This is a genomic window from Microbacterium sp. 1S1 (assembly GCF_008271365.1).
GTDB lineage: Bacteria > Actinomycetota > Actinomycetes > Actinomycetales > Microbacteriaceae > Microbacterium.
Genome location: NZ_CP043430.1, coordinates 504443 through 520306, shown reverse-complemented (window position 1 = coordinate 520306; position 15864 = coordinate 504443). Strand labels below are relative to the sequence as shown.

Annotated in this window: 15 protein-coding genes; 7 read left to right on the top strand and 8 right to left on the bottom strand. The window is 70.4% G+C overall.

What is annotated here, in order from left to right:
- Window positions 1–63 precede the first annotated feature (63 nt).
- Genes FY549_RS02680 through FY549_RS02670 form a run of 3 tightly spaced genes read left to right on the top strand, consistent with a single transcriptional unit; the run spans window position 64 to window position 2760 of the window.
- Entirely contained in the window at window positions 64–1359 is a 1296-nt protein-coding gene (locus FY549_RS02680) for an L-fuconate dehydratase (RefSeq protein ID WP_149083714.1), read from the top strand.
- A complete protein-coding gene (locus FY549_RS02675) occupies window positions 1346–2314 on the top strand; it encodes an aldo/keto reductase (protein ID WP_149083713.1) in 969 nt (322 codons plus the stop codon). Before FY549_RS02680 ends, FY549_RS02675 begins: the two co-directional genes overlap by 14 nt.
- A gap of 26 nt (window positions 2315–2340) precedes the next feature.
- Window positions 2341–2760 carry an RbsD/FucU family protein gene (locus tag FY549_RS02670; protein WP_149083712.1) on the top strand — a complete coding sequence of 140 codons (420 nt, stop codon included), beginning with the start codon at window positions 2341–2343 and terminating at the stop codon, window positions 2758–2760.
- 96 nt (window positions 2761–2856) lie between these two features.
- On the opposite strand, the gene FY549_RS02665 is transcribed toward FY549_RS02670, so the two are convergent.
- On the bottom strand, window positions 2857–3858 hold the full coding sequence (locus FY549_RS02665; protein WP_149083711.1) for a LacI family DNA-binding transcriptional regulator: 1002 nt from the start codon (window positions 3856–3858) through the stop codon (window positions 2857–2859).
- A 170-nt stretch (window positions 3859–4028) separates the two neighbouring features.
- Here FY549_RS02665 and FY549_RS02660 point away from each other — a divergent pair, with 170 nt between their 5' ends.
- The 4 genes from FY549_RS02660 to FY549_RS02645 all read left to right on the top strand — a co-directional run bounded on the left by FY549_RS02660 (window position 4029) and on the right by FY549_RS02645 (window position 8751).
- The gene (locus FY549_RS02660) at window positions 4029–4898 is read left to right on the top strand and encodes a sugar phosphate isomerase/epimerase family protein (RefSeq protein WP_149083710.1); all 870 of its coding nucleotides are present in this window, start codon (window positions 4029–4031) and stop codon (window positions 4896–4898) included.
- A gap of 180 nt (window positions 4899–5078) precedes the next feature.
- Window positions 5079–6581 (top strand): sugar ABC transporter ATP-binding protein, encoded by a 1503-nt coding sequence (locus FY549_RS02655; protein WP_149083709.1) that lies wholly within the window; start codon window positions 5079–5081, stop codon window positions 6579–6581.
- Window positions 6581–7615: an ABC transporter permease gene (locus tag FY549_RS02650; RefSeq protein ID WP_174521432.1), complete on the top strand. Its 1035-nt coding sequence runs from the start codon at window positions 6581–6583 to the stop codon at window positions 7613–7615. The genes FY549_RS02655 and FY549_RS02650 overlap by 1 nt, the downstream gene beginning before the upstream one ends.
- Before the next feature lie 134 nt (window positions 7616–7749).
- Window positions 7750–8751, top strand: coding sequence for an ABC transporter substrate-binding protein (locus tag FY549_RS02645; protein ID WP_149083708.1), 1002 nt, complete (start codon window positions 7750–7752; stop codon window positions 8749–8751).
- A gap of 691 nt (window positions 8752–9442) precedes the next feature.
- Here FY549_RS02645 and FY549_RS02640 read toward each other — a convergent pair.
- The 7 genes from FY549_RS02640 to FY549_RS02610 form a co-directional block, all read right to left on the bottom strand.
- The gene (locus FY549_RS02640) at window positions 9443–9739 is read right to left on the bottom strand and encodes a putative quinol monooxygenase (RefSeq protein WP_149083707.1); all 297 of its coding nucleotides are present in this window, start codon (window positions 9737–9739) and stop codon (window positions 9443–9445) included.
- 23 nt (window positions 9740–9762) lie between these two features.
- Window positions 9763–10731: a phosphotriesterase gene (locus tag FY549_RS02635; protein WP_149083706.1), complete on the bottom strand. Its 969-nt coding sequence runs from the start codon at window positions 10729–10731 to the stop codon at window positions 9763–9765.
- The gene (locus FY549_RS02630; protein WP_149083705.1) at window positions 10731–11681 is read right to left on the bottom strand and encodes a shikimate dehydrogenase family protein; all 951 of its coding nucleotides are present in this window, start codon (window positions 11679–11681) and stop codon (window positions 10731–10733) included. The genes FY549_RS02635 and FY549_RS02630 overlap by 1 nt, the downstream gene beginning before the upstream one ends.
- Window positions 11678–12649, bottom strand: coding sequence for a phosphoglycerate dehydrogenase (locus FY549_RS02625; protein ID WP_149083704.1), 972 nt, complete (start codon window positions 12647–12649; stop codon window positions 11678–11680). Before FY549_RS02625 ends, FY549_RS02630 begins: the two co-directional genes overlap by 4 nt.
- Entirely contained in the window at window positions 12649–14139 is a 1491-nt protein-coding gene (gene xylB / locus FY549_RS02620) for a xylulokinase (protein WP_149083703.1), read from the bottom strand. Before xylB ends, FY549_RS02625 begins: the two co-directional genes overlap by 1 nt.
- A gap of 9 nt (window positions 14140–14148) precedes the next feature.
- On the bottom strand, window positions 14149–14724 hold the full coding sequence (locus tag FY549_RS02615) for a glucose-6-phosphate isomerase family protein (RefSeq protein WP_149083702.1): 576 nt from the start codon (window positions 14722–14724) through the stop codon (window positions 14149–14151).
- Between the two features lie 121 nt (window positions 14725–14845).
- Complete coding sequence (locus FY549_RS02610) at window positions 14846–15820, bottom strand: acetylxylan esterase (protein ID WP_149083701.1); 975 nt, start codon at window positions 15818–15820, stop codon at window positions 14846–14848.
- Window positions 15821–15864: the final 44 nt, after the last annotated feature.

The window sequence follows — 15864 nt, the reverse complement described above, 5'->3', positions numbered from 1 at the left end:
ATCGGATGTTTACACTCCAAGGGATCCGCGTGGAAGAACGACCCGCGCAGGGAGAGGAACCCCGTGAGCCGTATCGTCGCCCTCGACACCACCGACATTCGCTTTCCGACATCGCTGAGCCTGGACGGCTCCGACGCGATGAACCCGGACCCCGACTACTCCGCCGCCTACGTCATCGTGCGCACGGATGCCGAGGACGGTATCGAGGGCCACGCCTTCGTGTTCACGATCGGACGCGGCAACGACGTGCAGGTCGCCGCGATCGACGCGCTCGCCGGGCACCTCGTCGGACGCGAGATCGAGCCGCTGCTCGATGACATGGGCGGCACGTTCCGCGAGATCATCGGCGACTCGCAACTGCGTTGGCTCGGCCCCGAGAAGGGCGTCATGCACATGGCCATCGGCGCCGTCATCAACGCACTGTGGGACATCAAGGCCAAGCGCGCCGGCCTGCCGCTCTGGCAGCTCCTCGCCCGGATGACCCCCGAAGAGCTGGTCGACCTCGTCGACTTCCGCTACCTCACCAACGCTCTCACCCGTGACGAGGCGCTGACGATCCTGCGTGCCGCCGAGCCCGGCCGGGCCGAGCGCGAGCAGGAGCTCCTCGCCACCGGCTACCCCGGTTACACCACCAGCCCCGGCTGGCTCGGCTACTCCGACGAGAAGCTCGAACGCCTCGCCCGCGAGGCGATGGCGGACGGCTTCACCCAGATCAAGCTCAAGGTGGGCGCCGACCTCCAAGACGACATCCGCCGCTTCCGCAAGGCTCGGGAGGTGTGCGGACCGGACTTCCCCATCGCGATCGACGCGAACCAGCGCTGGGAGGTGTCGGAGGCGATCGAGTGGGTGAACGCGCTCGCCGAATTCCACCCCGCCTGGATCGAGGAACCCACGAGCCCCGACGACATCCTCGGCCATGCCGAGATCGCGCGCGGCGTCGCCCCCATCCGCGTCGCCACCGGTGAGCACGCGCAGAACCGCATGATCTTCAAGCAGCTCCTGCAGGCGGGCGCGATCTCGGTCATGCAGATCGATGCCGTCCGCGTCGCTGGCGTCAACGAGAACATCGCGAACCTGCTGCTCGCGGCGAAGTTCGACGTACCGGTGTGCCCGCACGCGGGCGGTGTCGGGCTGTGCGAGGCCGTGCAGCACCTGTCGATGTTCGACTTCGTCGCCGTCTCCGGCACCCGCGAGGGCCGCCTCATCGAGTTCGTCGACCACCTGCACGAGCACTTCGTCGTGCCGACCGACATCCAGGGTGGTTCGTACAGGGCCCCGACCGCGCCGGGCACCGGCATGGAGATGAAGGCCGACAGCATCGTGGAGTACACCTGGACGGGTGCGCATGTCACCGTCTGATCGCCTGACCGTCCCGTCGCTCGGCTATGGCGCCGCGAACGTCGGCAACCTGTTCCGCGCGCTGTCCGACGACGACGCCTGGGCCGTGCTCGACGCGGCGTGGGACAGCGGCATCCGCTTCTACGACACGGCTCCGCACTACGGCCTCGGCCTCTCCGAACGGCGTCTCGGAGCCTTCCTGCAGACCAAGCCGCGCGACGAGTACGTGCTCTCGACCAAGGTCGGTCGGCTGCTGCGCCCGAACCCCGACCACGACGGCGGCCTCGACACCGCCAATGACTTCCACGTGCCGGACGACCTCCAGCGCGTGTGGGACTTCTCGGCCGACGGCATCCGGACGAGCCTGGAGGAGTCCCGCGAACGGCTCGGCATCGAGCGCATCGACCTCCTCTACCTGCACGACCCGGAGCGGCACGCCCTCGACCTCGCGCTCGCCGAGGCCCTTCCCGCCCTGGAGCAGCTGCGCGCGGACGGCGAGGTGACCGCGATCGGCATCGGCTCGATGGTCTCCGAAGCGCTCGCGGCGTCGGTGCGCTCCGCCGACCTCGACCTCGTGATGGTGGCCGGCCGCTACACGCTGCTGGAGCAGCCCGCCGCGGTCGACGTGCTGCCCGCGTGCCGCGCGACCGGGACCGGGATCGTGGCGGCGTCGGTGTTCAACTCCGGACTGCTCGCGGCGAACGAGCCGCGGCGTGACGGCCGTTACGAGTACGGACAGCTCCCGGACGAGCTGTGGGACCGGCTCGTGCGCATCGCCGCGGTGTGCGCCGATCACGACGTGCCGCTTCCCGCCGCCGCCATCCAGTTCCCGTTGCAGTCCGACGTCGTCCGGTCGGTCGTCGTCGGCGGCAGCCGCCCGGCGCAGCTCCGGCAGAACGCCGAGTACGCTGCCCTGGAGGTCCCTCCGGCGCTGTGGGCGAACCTCGCAGCCGAGGGCCTGATCCCCGCGTCCTGACCGCCTCCCGACCGAGAGGAGCCGCCGTGCTCGAAGGAATCCACCCGCTGCTGACCGGGGAGCTGCTGCTGCATCTCGACCGGATGGGGCACTCCGACGCCGTGGTCGTCGCCGACGCGCACTTCCCGGCGTGGGGTCTCGGTGCGCGTGTGGTCGACCTTCCCGGTACGACGACGCCGGAGGTCGTCGCGGCCATCCGGAGTGTGCTGCCCCTCGACGACGCGCCGGGGATCGACCTCATGACCTCGGCCGACGGCGAGGTCCTGGAGGTGCAGCGCGAGCTGATGGCCGCCGCGGGCACGGAGCTCGACACGACCCGCTTCGTCGAGCGCTTCGCGTACTACGACGTCGCGAAGGAGGCGTACCTGATGGTGCGCACCGGGGAGACGCGCAAGTACGGCAATGCGCTGCTGCGGAAGGGCGTGGTCGGCCACCCCTCCGCCTGACGCCGTCCACAACTCCGGAGTCTGCGGCGCGCGAGCGGTCGGAGGGGCCATTTCGACACGGAGGTATGCGCTTCTCCTGAGTTGTGAACCACGGGATCAGCGCCCGACGGTGGACTCCCGCACGATGAGCTCCGCAGGGAACGGGGTGGGGGCCGGCGGCGGGGCCGTGGGGGCGGCGAGGAGTTGCAGCAGCGCGGCGCCGGCGGCCCGGCCGATCTCGTAGCCCGGCTGGCGGACGCTCGTCAGCGGCACGACGCCCTGGTGCGCGGCGGCCACGTCGTCGAACCCGATGAGCGCGATCTCCTCCGGCACCCTGATGCCGTGGCGGAGCAGTTGCGTCAGCACGCCGAGAGCGACTCCGTCGTTCGCGGCGAAGATCGCGTCGGGGCGCCGGCCCACGGGGAGCTCCGCGAGGTGTGCCCCCGCGCGGAGTCCGTCCTCGGTCGTGAGGTGCTCCACGTCGATGACGGAGACGTGCGCGCCGGTCCCCGCCACCGCGTCGCGCAGACCGGCGAGACGGTCGTTCGACTGGCTCACGGCCGGGGCTCCGAGGAACAGGATGCGGCGCCGGCCGAGGGTGAGCAGGTGCTCGCCGGCCGACCGTCCTCCGCCGCGGTCGTCGAAGGTGATCGAGGCGACGGACGGCGAATCGCGGATGGGACCGACGACGACGGAGCGGATGCCGCGTGTCGCGAGCTGTTCCAGCCGCGACACGACGTCGCCGCGCGGATAGATGACGATGCCCTGCACCCGGTGCGCCTCGAACATGTCGATGTTCTGTTCCTCGCGGGCGGCGTCGCGGGCGCTGTCGCTGAAGAAGAGGGACCAGCCGCCCTCGCGGGCCACGTCGTCGACGCCGCGCGAGAGGTCGTTGAAATACGGCAGCCAGGCGTCGAGGAGGATGAGGGCGAGGGCCTTGCTCGACCCGGCGCGGAGCTGGCGCGCCGATTCGTTCGGTACGAAGCCGAGCTCGTCGATCGCGGCGCGCACGCGTTCACGGCTGGCGGCGCCGAGGACGTGGGGGTGGTTGAGGTAGTTCGAGACGGTCGACGGGGAGACCCCCGCGAGGGCGGCGACGTCCTTCACGCTCGCGGGCATGGAACTCCTCGTCATCGAATCGGATGACGCCAGGCTAGCGGAGGACTTGTAACGTGCCAAGAAAGTTCTTGACCTCTCTTCATCGGCGACGTAGCGTGACTCTCACACCGGACTTGTAACGTGCCAAGTCCGCGCGGCGACGGTGCCGGACACCCGCCGGAGGAGCGTTCATGAACATCGGCTGCCACGGACTCGTCTGGACGGGGACCTTCGACGCGGACGGTATCCGGCTCGCGGTGGAGAAGACGAAGCGGGCGGGCTTCGACCTCATCGAGTTCCCGCTCATGGATCCGTTCTCCTTCGATGTCGAGGCTGCGAAGGCCGCTCTCGCCGAACACGGGCTCGCCGTCAGCGCCTCGCTCGGGCTCTCCGACGAGACCGACGTCACGAGTGGCGACCCCGCCGTGGTCGCCGCGGGTGAAGCGCTCCTGCTCCGCGCGGTCGACGTGCTCGCCGAGCTGGGCGGCAGCCACTTCTGCGGCGTGATCTACAGCGCCATGAAGAAGTACATGGACCCGGTGACGCCCGAAGGCCTGGTATCGAGCCGTCGCACCATCGCGCGGGTGGCGGACCACGCCGCCGAACGCGGCGTCTCGGTCGCGCTCGAGGTCGTCAACCGCTACGAGACCAACGTGCTGAACACCGCACGGCAGGCGCTCGCGTACGTCGGTGAGGTCGACCGTCCGAACCTCGGGATCCACCTCGACACGTACCACATGAACATCGAGGAGTCGGGCATGTTCGCGCCGGTGCTGGATGCGGCTCCGGCGCTCCGGTACGTGCACATCGGCGAGAGCCACCGCGGTTATCTCGGCACCGGGACGGTCGACTTCGACGCGTTCTTCAAGGCCCTCGGGCGCATCGGCTATGACGGCCCGATCGTGTTCGAGTCGTTCTCCTCGGCGGTGGTCGCTCCGGATCTCAGCCGGATGCTCGGCATCTGGCGGAACCTCTGGACGGACAACGACGAGCTGGGCGCTCACGCGAATGCCTACATCCGCGACAAGCTCGTCGCGGTGGACTCGATACGGCTCCACTGAGGGCGGAGTCGGGCGGTCGAGATCAAGATGTTATTACAGGTCTTCCCTCGCCGCCGATCGTTAGATACATTTAGGTACAACTTGCACTGACCCGGGTGCAGGTCGCAGAATTGATCCGATGTTTACGGCGGAACGGTCCGCCGGAATCGCGACAGAACCTTCAAGGAAGCAGGTGAGCGCATGAGTGGACCCATCCTCAGGGTCGAGGGGATCAGCAAAGGGTTCCCCGGTGTCCAGGCGCTGAAGGACGTGCATCTCGAGGTCCGTGCCGGTGAGGTGCTCGTGCTCGTGGGCGAGAACGGCGCCGGCAAGTCCACCCTGATGAAGATCCTCTCCGGGATCTACACCAAGGACGAGGGCACGATCACGTTCGAGGGTCAGGAGGTCGAGCTCACCAGCCCACTGCAGGCGCAGGAGCTGGGAATCACGATCATCCACCAGGAACTCAACCTCATGCCCGACCTCACCGTCGCGCAGAACATCTACGTCGGGCGGGAGCCCACCGCCGGCCCGTTCCTGTCCGAGCGCAAGCTCAACCGCCAGACGGCCGAGCTGTTGCAGCGCCTCGACATCCACCTCGACCCGCGACAGCGCGTGGGAGACCTCACGGTGGCCGAGCAGCAGATGGTCGAGATCGCCAAGGCGCTGTCCTTCAACGCCAAGGTCCTCATCATGGACGAGCCGACCTCGGCCCTCACCGACAGCGAGGTCGAGACCCTGTTCGTGCTCATCGATCAGCTCAGGGCCCGCGGCACCGGCATCGTCTACATCTCGCACCGCATGGATGAGCTGCGACGCCTCGCCGACCGCGTGACCGTGCTCCGCGACGGCACATACATCGGATCACTCGACAAGTCCGAGATCACGATCCCGACGATCATCGAGATGATGGTCGGCCGCGTGATCGACGAAGGCACCCGGCCGCAGGCGCGCGAGCACCTCAACGACCCGATCGTGCTCGACGTCCAGGGGCTGTCCACGCGAAAGCTCCTGAAGGACGTGTCCTTCCAGCTCCACAAGGGAGAGATCCTCGGGTTCGCCGGCCTCATGGGCGCCGGACGCACCGAGACCGCCCGTGCCGTCATCGGTGCCGATCACCGCGACGCCGGCACGATCACGATCGGCGGTCGCGCGGCGCGCATCGCCCAGCCCGCGGACGCGGTCAAGCACGGCGTCGGCTACCTCTCCGAGGACCGCAAGTTGCTCGGCCTCATGCTCGAACAGGACGTCACGTTCAACACCGTGCTGGCCTCCCTCGGCTCCTACGCCAACGGCATCGGCTGGATGGGCGACAGCAAGGCGAAGAACCGCACGAAGGAGTACGTCCAGCAGCTCCGGATCAAGACCCCGTCGGTCAACCAGGTCGTCAAGCTCCTCTCCGGCGGGAACCAGCAGAAGGTCGTCATCGCCCGGTGGCTGATGCGCGACTGCGACGTCCTCATCTTCGACGAACCGACGCGAGGTATCGACGTCGGCGCGAAGGAGGAGATCTACCGCCTCATGCAGCAGCTCGCCGACGCGGGCAAGTCCATCATCGTCATCTCGTCGGAGCTCCCCGAGATCCTCCGCGTCGCGAACCGCATCGCCGTGTTCGCGAACGGACGCATCACCGGGACGCTCCGCAACGAGGAAGCCAGCCAGGAGAAGATCATGCAACTCGCAGCCCACGGGGAGGAAGACTGATGAGCACCCCACAGCAGTCCGGATCGTCGACGACGACGATCATCCAGACGGCCGTCAACGAGGACACCGACAAGCGCGACGTCGCGGGATTCCTCAAGCGGCAGTTCCAGCAGTCCCTCGCGTTCGGCACCCTGATCGTCCTCGTGATCTTCTTCTCGATCGCCAGCCCGAACTTCTTCACCTTCAGCAACATCGCCACGGTGCTGCTGTCGACCGCGGTCATCGGCATCCTCGCCCTCGGTACGACGTTCGTCATCATCACCGGCGGCATCGACCTGTCCATCGGTACCGGCATGGCGCTCTGCGCCGTGATGACCGGCGTGCTCATCACCAACATGGGCCTGCCCGTGTGGGTGGGTGTACTCGGCGGCATCGCGACCGGCGTGCTCATGGGGCTCGTGAACGGCGTGAACATCACCTTCCTGCGGCTGCCTCCGTTCATCGCGACGCTGGCCATGATGATGATCGCCGGCGGCCTCGCGCTCGTGATCTCCAACGTCGCGCCGATCTACTTCTCGACCTCGGCTCCCGACTTCAAGAAGATCGCCCTCGGCGTGCTCATCCCCGGCATCCCCAACGCGGTGCTCATCACCGCCGCCCTCGCGATCGTCGCCTGGCTCGTGCTGTCGAAGACGCTGCTCGGCCGGTACACGTTCGCGATCGGCTCGAACGAGGAGGCCACCCGGCTCTCCGGCGTCAACACGCGCCGCTGGACGATCCTCATCTACATGTTCGCCGGCGCCTTCACCGGCATCGCGGGCATCGTGATCGCGGCTCGCCTCGACTCGGCCCAGCCGCAGATCGGCACCGGATACGAGCTGCAGGCCATCGCGGCCGTGATCATCGGCGGCACCTCGCTGCTCGGCGGACGCGGCTCGATCCTCGGCACCGTGATCGGCGCGCTGATCATGAGCGTTCTCGTCAACGGCCTGCGGATCATGTCGATCCAGCCGGAGTGGCAGAACATCGTCGTCGGCGTCGTCGTCCTGCTCGCCGTCTTCCTCGACTCGCTGCGCAACCGCCAGCGGACCTGAGACACGGCGGCGGCGAAACCCGTGCCCGCCGCCGTCCCCGGCCCCGGCCGGACCCCGCGGAACCCTCCGCACAGGCACCACGAATGTCCACCCGCCGGTCCTGGCCGGCACCCACACAGAACAACGGAGTTTCCATGAAATTCGGCAAGAAGACCGCATTCGCGGCACTCGTGGCCGCATCCGCGCTCGTGTTCGCCGGCTGTGCCGGCGGCGGCGACGTGATCGAAGAGGGCTCGGGTGGCGACACCGGCAGCGGCGACGGTGAGATGTACATCGCCCTCGTCTCGAAGGGCTTCCAGCACCAGTTCTGGCAGGCCGTCAAGAAGGGCGCAGAGCAGAAGGCCGAGGAGCTCGGCGTCAAGATCACCTTCGAAGGCCCCGCCGCAGAGACCGAGATCGCGCAGCAGCTCGAGATGCTGACCGCCGCGATCGACAAGAACCCGGATGCCATCGCCTACGCCGCCCTCGACCCCGAGGCGTGCGTCGCCCCGCTCGAGCAGGCGAAGTCGAAGGACATCCCGGTCGTCTACTTCGACGCCCCCTGCAACGGTGACGTGGGCCTGAGCCTCGCCGCCACCGACAGCAAGGTCGCCGGTGCGCTGGCGGCCGAGCACATGGCCGAGCTGATCGGCGGCGAGGGCGAGGTCGCCATCGTCGGCCACTCGCAGATCAACTCGACCGGCGTCGAGCGTCGTGACGGCTTCGTCGAGAAGATCGAGTCGGACTACCCCGACATCGAGATCGTCGACATCCAGTACGGTGACGGCGACCACCTCAAGTCGGCCGACATCGCCAAGACGCTCATCGCGGCCCACCCGGACCTCAAGGGCATCTACGGCACCAACGAGGGCTCCGCGATCGGCGTCGTGAACGCCGCGAACGAGCTCGGCCTCGAGAAGGGCAAGATCACCATCGTCGGCTTCGACTCCGGTGCGGCCCAGATCAACGCCATCAAGGACGGCACCATGGCCGGCGCCATCACGCAGGACCCGATCGGCATCGGCGCCCAGGTCGTGCAGGCGGCGTACGACGCCGCGAACGGCGACGACATCGAGGAGTTCTACGACACGGGCTCCTACTGGTACGACGCGAACAACATCGAGGACGACAAGATCGCCGCGGTCCTCTACGAGTGACCCGCACGACGGAGCCCCTCGCCTTCGGGTGGGGGGCTTCGTCGTGTGCCGGAGGATTCGGTCCCGGTGGGCGGTCCGGTCGGCGGTGCGGTGGGCGGTCCGGTCGGCGGTGCCGGTGGGCGGTGCGGTGGATGGTCCGGTTGCACGATCCCGGGGCGGCTGCACGATCAGCGCGCCGGTTTCCTCGCGCAGCCGTGTTCGGATCGTGCAGACGACCCGGGTCCGGGTCGGGAACGGACCGGAAGGGGGACGTGCCCGGACCGGGGACCTGCCCGGCCCGGGTCCGGGTCGGGAACGGACCGGAAGGGGGACGTGCCCGGACCGGGGATGTGCCCGGAGAAGGGACGGATGCACGACGGGGAGACGAGTGCACGACGAGACGCCCGGATTGGTCGTGCGACCGTGTCGGGGGTCGTGCGGATGGGGGGCGTGATGGGGGTCTGGGTCGGGTCTCGGTTCAGCCCTGGGTGTCGCGGCGGATGGGCGACGGGGCGGATGCACGACGGGGGACGGGTGGGCGGCGGGGGACGGATGCACGACCGGGGGTCCGATGCACGACGGGGAGGGGGTATGGGTCGGGCGGACGTGGCGGGGTCGTGCAGGTGAAACGGGGAGAGAGACCGAGGGGAGGGGGTATCGGTCGTGCGGACGTGGCGGGGTCGTGCAGGTGAAACGGGTCAGAGAGGGCGGGTCAGAGGGGGCGGAGGAAGGTGAGGATCGAGGTGGGCTCCACGATGAGTTCCTGCAGGGCGGCGTTGAAGGGGACACCGGCGGGTGCGTGCAGGTGTGCCTGGAACGCGTCCTCGTCGCGGTAGACCTCGTAGACGAAGAATCGGTCGGGATCGTCGACGAGGCGGTGGGCGTCGAACACGATGTTGCCCTCCTCGGCGCGGACCACGTCGGCGAAGTCCCGCAGCAGCGCGGCGACGCGGTCGGCGGCCCCCGGCTGCGCGGTGAAGACGGCGTGGAGGACGGTGGGTTCGGACATGACGGCTCCTCGGGTTCGGCTGATCAGGGCTGGAGGGAGAGGAAGCGCGCTGGCGTCGTCACGAGCATCCGGTGCACGGCGTCGTCGCCCACGGCCTCGCGGAGCCGGGGAAGGTAGCGATCGCCGAGGTACGCGAGACCCGGCATGCCGCCGTAGGCGATGTATCGCGTGCGCCGGGCGACGTCGCCGCCGAGCAGGATCCGGTCGCCCGCGCCCCTTTCCACCACGGCGACCGTGAGCGCGAGCAGCTCCGCATCGGACCGGGTGCGCGGTCGGGCGAAGCCGTCGTAGCCGAGGTGGGCGCCGCGCTCGGCGAGCGAGACGTGCAGGCCGGGATCGGGGTCGCGGTCAGCGTGGGCGAGCACCACCCGCTCGGCCGGGACGCCCTCGGCCGCCAGCAGGTCGAGGACCTCGTGGGCCGCGGTGCCGAACTCCAGATGCACCATGACGGGGGCTCCGGTCTCGCGATGCGCCGCGGCCACCGCGATCAGCGTCGTCCGCTCGAACGGGCTGATGCGCCAATAGTCGGCCCCGCCCTTGAGCATTCCGGCGCGGACGGGCTCGCCGGCGGGCCCTGCGGCCGCAGGCACGTCGGGCGTCTCGAACACCGCGGCGTCGTCCGCGGGCATCCCGCGCGTGAGGTCGGACACGAACAGAGCGGCCAGGCGGTCGGCGCCCCACACCTGCATCGGATGATCGGGGCCGTAGTGGGCCTCGCGGTGCCGTCCCGTCGTGGCGATCACGTGCAGGCCGGTCGCGGCGCTGATGCGGGCGACGGCGGCGGGATCCCTGGCCAGGCCGAACGGCGTCGCGTCGACCATGGACTCGAAGCCGCTCATCCGCAGGAGACCGGCCTCGTCGCCGGACGCGGCCTCGTCGTCGAGCTCGTCTCCGACCAGCAGCGGCGACACCTGGAAGAGGTGCTCGTGGTAGTCCACGCGCCCGAGCTGCGACGAGTCGATGTCGCCGAGCACGGTCCGGACGACGGGCATCAGCGCACCGACTCCGCGGCGTCCGCCAGGCGCTCCACGGTCTCGGGCGTGAGGTCGAGGTCGAACACGTCCGCCACGACCTGCGACCAGCCGTGGATGAAGTAGCGCCACCCGTCGACGACGTGCAGACCGCGGTCGTCCTCCTGCACCTCGGCCTGGTGCAGGAACTCCAGCGATCCGCGGTAGTTGAACTCCCACACGTACGCGCCCTCGGGGAACGCGACGGCGTCGGTCAGCGGGGAGCCCGGGCGGTCCTTGCCGAGCCCGGTGGCGTTCGCGATGACCGATCCCGCGGGGGCGGCGGCGACCAGCGCGTCGGCCTCCTCCGGCGTCTCGGTGACGACGTAGCGGAGCAGCCCCTCGGGGGTGCCGTGCTGGCGGTGCACCTCGCGCAGGTGGTCGAGCTTGTCCTGCGTGCGCGCGGTCACGGTGATGAGGGACGGGGCATCCTCCCGCTCGGCGAGGGCCCAGCTCAGCGCGGTGCCGGAGCCGCCCGCACCCAGGATCACGACCTCGGCCCCGGTGCGCGCGAAGTGGTCGGCGGGGAGGAAGTCGCGCAGCGCCAGGTCGACCGTGATCGGGTCCTTCGCGCGGCCGGACAGCGTGGACCCGCGCTTGGCGATGCTGGAGATCTCGGCGCAGGACACCGCGAACGGGTCGAGCTCGTCGAACAGGTCGGACGCCGCCGCGTACACGTTCATCTTGTGGGTGGTGACGAGCGCGCCGCGGTGGTGCGGGTCGTCGCGGATCTGCTCGACCAGGGCGCGGTACTGGGCGGGGTCGGCATCCATCGGCAGGTCGTGGCCGACGAGGGTCCGCGTGGGGAGTCCGAGGATGTCGGCCCACAGCGGGAACACCTTCATGATCGACGACGAGGCGGTGGTGACACCCACGAACCCCATGTAGTCGGCGGTGGTGGACGGTGCGGAGGACGTCGCGGCGGTGGTCATCGGGTCTCCTCGGGAGCGGACACGGGGACGGGGTGCGCGGGCTCGGCGCCACGCAGGATGGCGAGCACGTCGTCGAGGGACAGCGCCCCCATGTTGTCGACGGCCTGGGTGGTCTGGGCGCCGAGGTGCGGTGTGACGATCACGCGGTCGGTGAGGTCTGCGGCGAGCAGAGGGCTGTCGTGCGCGGCGGTGTCCCCGTCGAGGGTGTCGGCCGCGTAACCCGCGAGGGTGCCGTCGTGGAGCGCGTCGGCGACGGCCTGCTCGTCCACGAGGTCACCGCGGGCGGTGTTGACGAGCACCGTGCCCGGCCGCATACCGGCGAGGCGATCGGCGTCGACGAGGCGCTGACCACCGGGGGCGTGCAGCGTGATGACGTCGGCGGTGCGGAACAGGGCGTCGAGGTCGACGGGCTCGGCGCCGCGGTCCCGCACGAGGTCGGCGGGGAGGAAAGGGTCGGTGGCGAGCAGCCGCGGACCGAAACCGCCGAGCCGCCGCGCAACCCCCTGGCCGATCCGCCCGAAACCGACGATGCCGACGGTCGCCGCCCCGAGTTCGCGTCCGCGGCGCACGCTCCAGTCTCCGGCCCGCACGCGGCGATCGCCGTCCGGGATGGTGCGCAGCGCGGCGAGCATGAGGCCGACCGCGTGATCGGCGACCGCATCGGCGTTCGCGCCGGGGGTGTTCGTCACCGGGATGCCGCGCTCCCGCGCCGCCGCCAGGTCCACCGCTTCGGTACCGACCCCGTAGCGCGCGACGACCTTGAGCTTCGGGCCGGCGGCGAGGTGCGCGTCGGTGACGGGTCCGGTCCCGGCGATCCAGGCGTCGGCACCGTGCAGCAGCACGCGCAGCTCATCGAGGTCGTGGTGGGCGGGGCCGCGGAGGATCCGGTGCCCGGCCTGGGCGGCTCGCGCGACCAGGTCGAGGTCGCCGTCCGAGAAGGAGCGGCTCGTGACGAGGATGACGCCCATCAGTGCCGCCTCCCGGCGAACCACGGCGCGAGAGCCGTATAGGCGTCGGTGAAGCGCGCGTGGCGTTCGGCGTAGACCGCGTGACGGGAGGGGTCCGGCGCGAACTCCGCCGTGACCTCGCTGAGCGCCCGAGCGGCGGAGAAGTCGGTGAGGCCGAGGCCGACGGCCCCCGTGACCGCGGCGCCGAGGCTGTTCGCCTCCTCTACGATGGTGCGACGCCGCACGGGCACGCCCCAGACGTCGGCGAGGACGGCGAGGTAGACGTCGCTCTGCGCCCCGCCCCCGACGGCGTCGATGCGGTTGATCGTCGCGCCGGCCTCCCGGAACGCCTGGATGCAGGTGAGGAGGTTGAACGCCGTCCCCTCCAGCACGGCGCGCATCAGGTGGGCCCGTCCGTGGTGCCTGGCGAGGCCGACGAACGCGCCGCGGGCGTCGGGATCCCACAGGGGGGAGCGCTCGCCGAGAAGGTAGGGGAGGAAGTAGAGGTCGTCGGTGTCGACGTCGCTCGCGGCTTCGGCGACGAGGCGGCCCGTCTCCGGGTGCGCGGGATCGACGGAGAGGGCTTCGGCGATCCACTGCACCGAGGCACCGCCCGCCTGCATGGTCGCGGTCGGCACGAACGACGCCGGGACGACGTTGTCGAACGTGAAGGTGCGCATCGCGGGATCGTGCAGCGGCGCGTCGGTCGCGAACGATATCCACGAGGACGTGCCGAGGCAGACGTAGGCGCCGTCCTCCGGAGCCACGATGCCGGACCCCACCGCGGCGAGCGGTCCGTCGCCGCCGCCCATCACGACCTGGACCCCGGTGTGCAGCCCGAGCACGTCGGCGGCGGCGGCGGTGAGGGGACCGGCGACCTGGGTCGAGTCCAGGATCTCGGGGAACAGGGCGGGGTCGAGCCGCGCGGCGGCGAGGATCTCCGACGACCACGTGCCGGCGAGCTGGTCGTAGGCATTGGTGCCCGAGGCGTCGGAGCGATCCGTGGCGAGGCGCCCGGTCAGCCGCAGCACGATGAAGTCCTTCGCGACGCACACCCGGCGCACCCGCTCCCAGACCTCGGGCTCGTTGTCGCGCACCCACATGACCTTCTCCAGCGAGTAGGTGGGGTTGAGACGATGACCGAGGATGCCGTACGCGCGCTCGGCACCGACCGCCGCCTCAAGCTCGCGCTGCTGGGCGCCGGCGCGGGTGTCGGCCCAGATGATCGCCGAACGTGCGGGCTCGCCGTCGGCGTCGAGCAGCACGGCCCCCATCATCTGACCGCTCACCACGAGCCCCGCGACCTCGGCGGGGGCGGTACCGGTGCGCGCGAGGAGGTCCCGGGTCGCCGTGACGACCGCGTGCCACCAGTCGGCCGGGTCCTGCTCGGCGACGCCGCCGGCCGCGAAGTGCGCCGGGTACGGCACGGTGACCGCCGCGATCAGGCGACCGTCATCATGGTGCAACGACGCCTTGTTCCCGGTCGTGCCGAGGTCGTGGGCGATGATCATGGCCGGAGCCTATTCCGCGTAGGGGCGAAGGTCGACGCCGTCGGCGCCACGGTAGGCGCGCGACCCCATGCCGTGCTCCAGCACCCAGCCGTAGTCGTGGCCGGCGCCTCCCGGGTACACCGCGAGGAAGGAGTAGGGCTCGTCGCCGGTGTTCACGGAGCGGTGCGCCCACCCCGGCGGGATGTAACCGATCGTGCCGGGGAGCATGTCGAGCCACTCGGTGCGCTCGCCGTCGAACATCAGCAGTCCGCCGCGGCCGTGCAGCGCCAGGTAGATCTCGCCCTGGTGGTCGGGGTGCTGGTGACCCTTGGTCATCCAGAGCTCGCCGCCCGTGTCGCCGGGCATGATCGTCGTGATGGACTGCGGCAGCTCGCGCTCGATCTCGGGGACGGGCGAGCTGACGACGGTGTAGACGATCGGGTCCTCACCGGCGGCCGCTGCGGCCCACGCGTCATGATCCCGGAAGAGGCCCTCGAGGTCGGACATCCGCCGGGTCAGCGTGGGGCCTTCGGGGGAGAGCGTGAGCTTCTCGGCATCGAAGGCGATCGCCATCGGGGAGATCGGCGGGGTCTGGTACTCGGGCATCCATGCTCCTCGAAACGGGTGCTGCGTCGTTGCGCAACCTGTAATGACAAGCTCACTGTACCTGTTATGACAGGTTGCGTCCAGTGCTCGCCTGCGCGGGAGGATGCGCGCGTCCGGCGGTTCAGCGGACGAGCACGCGCTCCAGGTGTGCGCGACCACCGCGGATCGCGTCCGCCGTCACATCCAGCGACCCCGGGTACTCCGCGTGACCGGCGGGGAGGACCGCCAGCTCGACGTCCTGCGCCCCGGCCGCCACCGCGAACTGTCCCTGCGGCGGCACGTACTGATCCCACAGCGCCGCCTCGACCCGGACCGGCACCTCCGCGAAGCCGATGCTCGTGGAGGAGTCGAACCACCGCAGCGCCTCGCGTGCTTCGGGGTGGCGTTGCACGTGCTGACGCACCGTCTCGCCGCTCCCCAGACAGGGGACTGCCAGCCGTTCGTCGTACTGGCCGAAGCTCGGCACGATGAGGGTCGCGCCCACGAACCGGTCGTCCCACGGCAGGGCGAGCGCGCCGATGCCGCCGCCGAAGCTCTCCCCGACGTAGTAGAGGGGAAGCGCGCCGACGAGCGAGGTCAGGACGTCGGCGGCGAGCCACAGGTCGCGCGCGCACAGGCCGAGGACGTAGTGCTCGGGGTCGTCGATCCCCGCGAGCACGTGCTCCGGGGTGGGTTCGGGGGCCCCGATTCCGGCGTTCAGCGTGCCGAGCCCGCGGGCCACGGGATAGATCGCCGCGACGTCGTCCGGCACCCGCGCGAGGTCGACCGCCTCGCGCCCCCCGTAGCCGTGCCCGTGCACGACGCCCGCGCGCGCGGCGCCGCGGAGTGGCTCGACGACCCACGCGCGCAGCCGTACGCCGTCGACGCCGGAGTGCTCGACGACGGACACCCGCCGGCCCTGCTCCTCGGTGGTGGAGAGGACGACGGGAGCGGCGTCCACCGCGGCCGCCTCGCGCCGCCAGCGCCGCCAGCGGTCGGCGAACCCGGGCGGCGCGGGCACGGGGCGGACGGCACGGAGGTCGGCTTCGGTCCGGCCGTAGCTGCCGTCGAACGCGGCATCGGGGAACCAGGTGGCGTAGGGCTCGGGGACGGTCATGCGGGCTGAGGGGTCCTGTTCTGGGAGTGGGGCGGGCGGGGGTG

What these genes read in the sequence shown, in the direction of transcription:
- FY549_RS02665 (WP_149083711.1), bottom strand. Translation starts at nt 3,858, where the DNA reads ATGCCCGCGAGCGTGAAGGACGTCGCCGCCCTCGCGGGGGTCTCCCCG.
- FY549_RS02675 (WP_149083713.1), top strand. Translation starts at nt 1,346, where the DNA reads ATGTCACCGTCTGATCGCCTGACCGTCCCGTCGCTCGGCTATGGCGCC.
- FY549_RS02630 (WP_149083705.1), bottom strand. Translation starts at nt 11,681, where the DNA reads ATGACCACCGCCGCGACGTCCTCCGCACCGTCCACCACCGCCGACTAC.
- FY549_RS02655 (WP_149083709.1), top strand. Translation starts at nt 5,079, where the DNA reads ATGAGTGGACCCATCCTCAGGGTCGAGGGGATCAGCAAAGGGTTCCCC.
- FY549_RS02650 (WP_174521432.1), top strand. Translation starts at nt 6,581, where the DNA reads ATGAGCACCCCACAGCAGTCCGGATCGTCGACGACGACGATCATCCAG.
- FY549_RS02625 (WP_149083704.1), bottom strand. Translation starts at nt 12,649, where the DNA reads ATGGGCGTCATCCTCGTCACGAGCCGCTCCTTCTCGGACGGCGACCTC.
- FY549_RS02645 (WP_149083708.1), top strand. Translation starts at nt 7,750, where the DNA reads ATGAAATTCGGCAAGAAGACCGCATTCGCGGCACTCGTGGCCGCATCC.
- FY549_RS02615 (WP_149083702.1), bottom strand. Translation starts at nt 14,724, where the DNA reads ATGCCCGAGTACCAGACCCCGCCGATCTCCCCGATGGCGATCGCCTTC.
- FY549_RS02610 (WP_149083701.1), bottom strand. Translation starts at nt 15,820, where the DNA reads ATGACCGTCCCCGAGCCCTACGCCACCTGGTTCCCCGATGCCGCGTTC.
- xylB (WP_149083703.1), bottom strand. Translation starts at nt 14,139, where the DNA reads ATGATCATCGCCCACGACCTCGGCACGACCGGGAACAAGGCGTCGTTG.
- FY549_RS02640 (WP_149083707.1), bottom strand. Translation starts at nt 9,739, where the DNA reads ATGTCCGAACCCACCGTCCTCCACGCCGTCTTCACCGCGCAGCCGGGG.
- FY549_RS02635 (WP_149083706.1), bottom strand. Translation starts at nt 10,731, where the DNA reads ATGCCCGTCGTCCGGACCGTGCTCGGCGACATCGACTCGTCGCAGCTC.
- FY549_RS02660 (WP_149083710.1), top strand. Translation starts at nt 4,029, where the DNA reads ATGAACATCGGCTGCCACGGACTCGTCTGGACGGGGACCTTCGACGCG.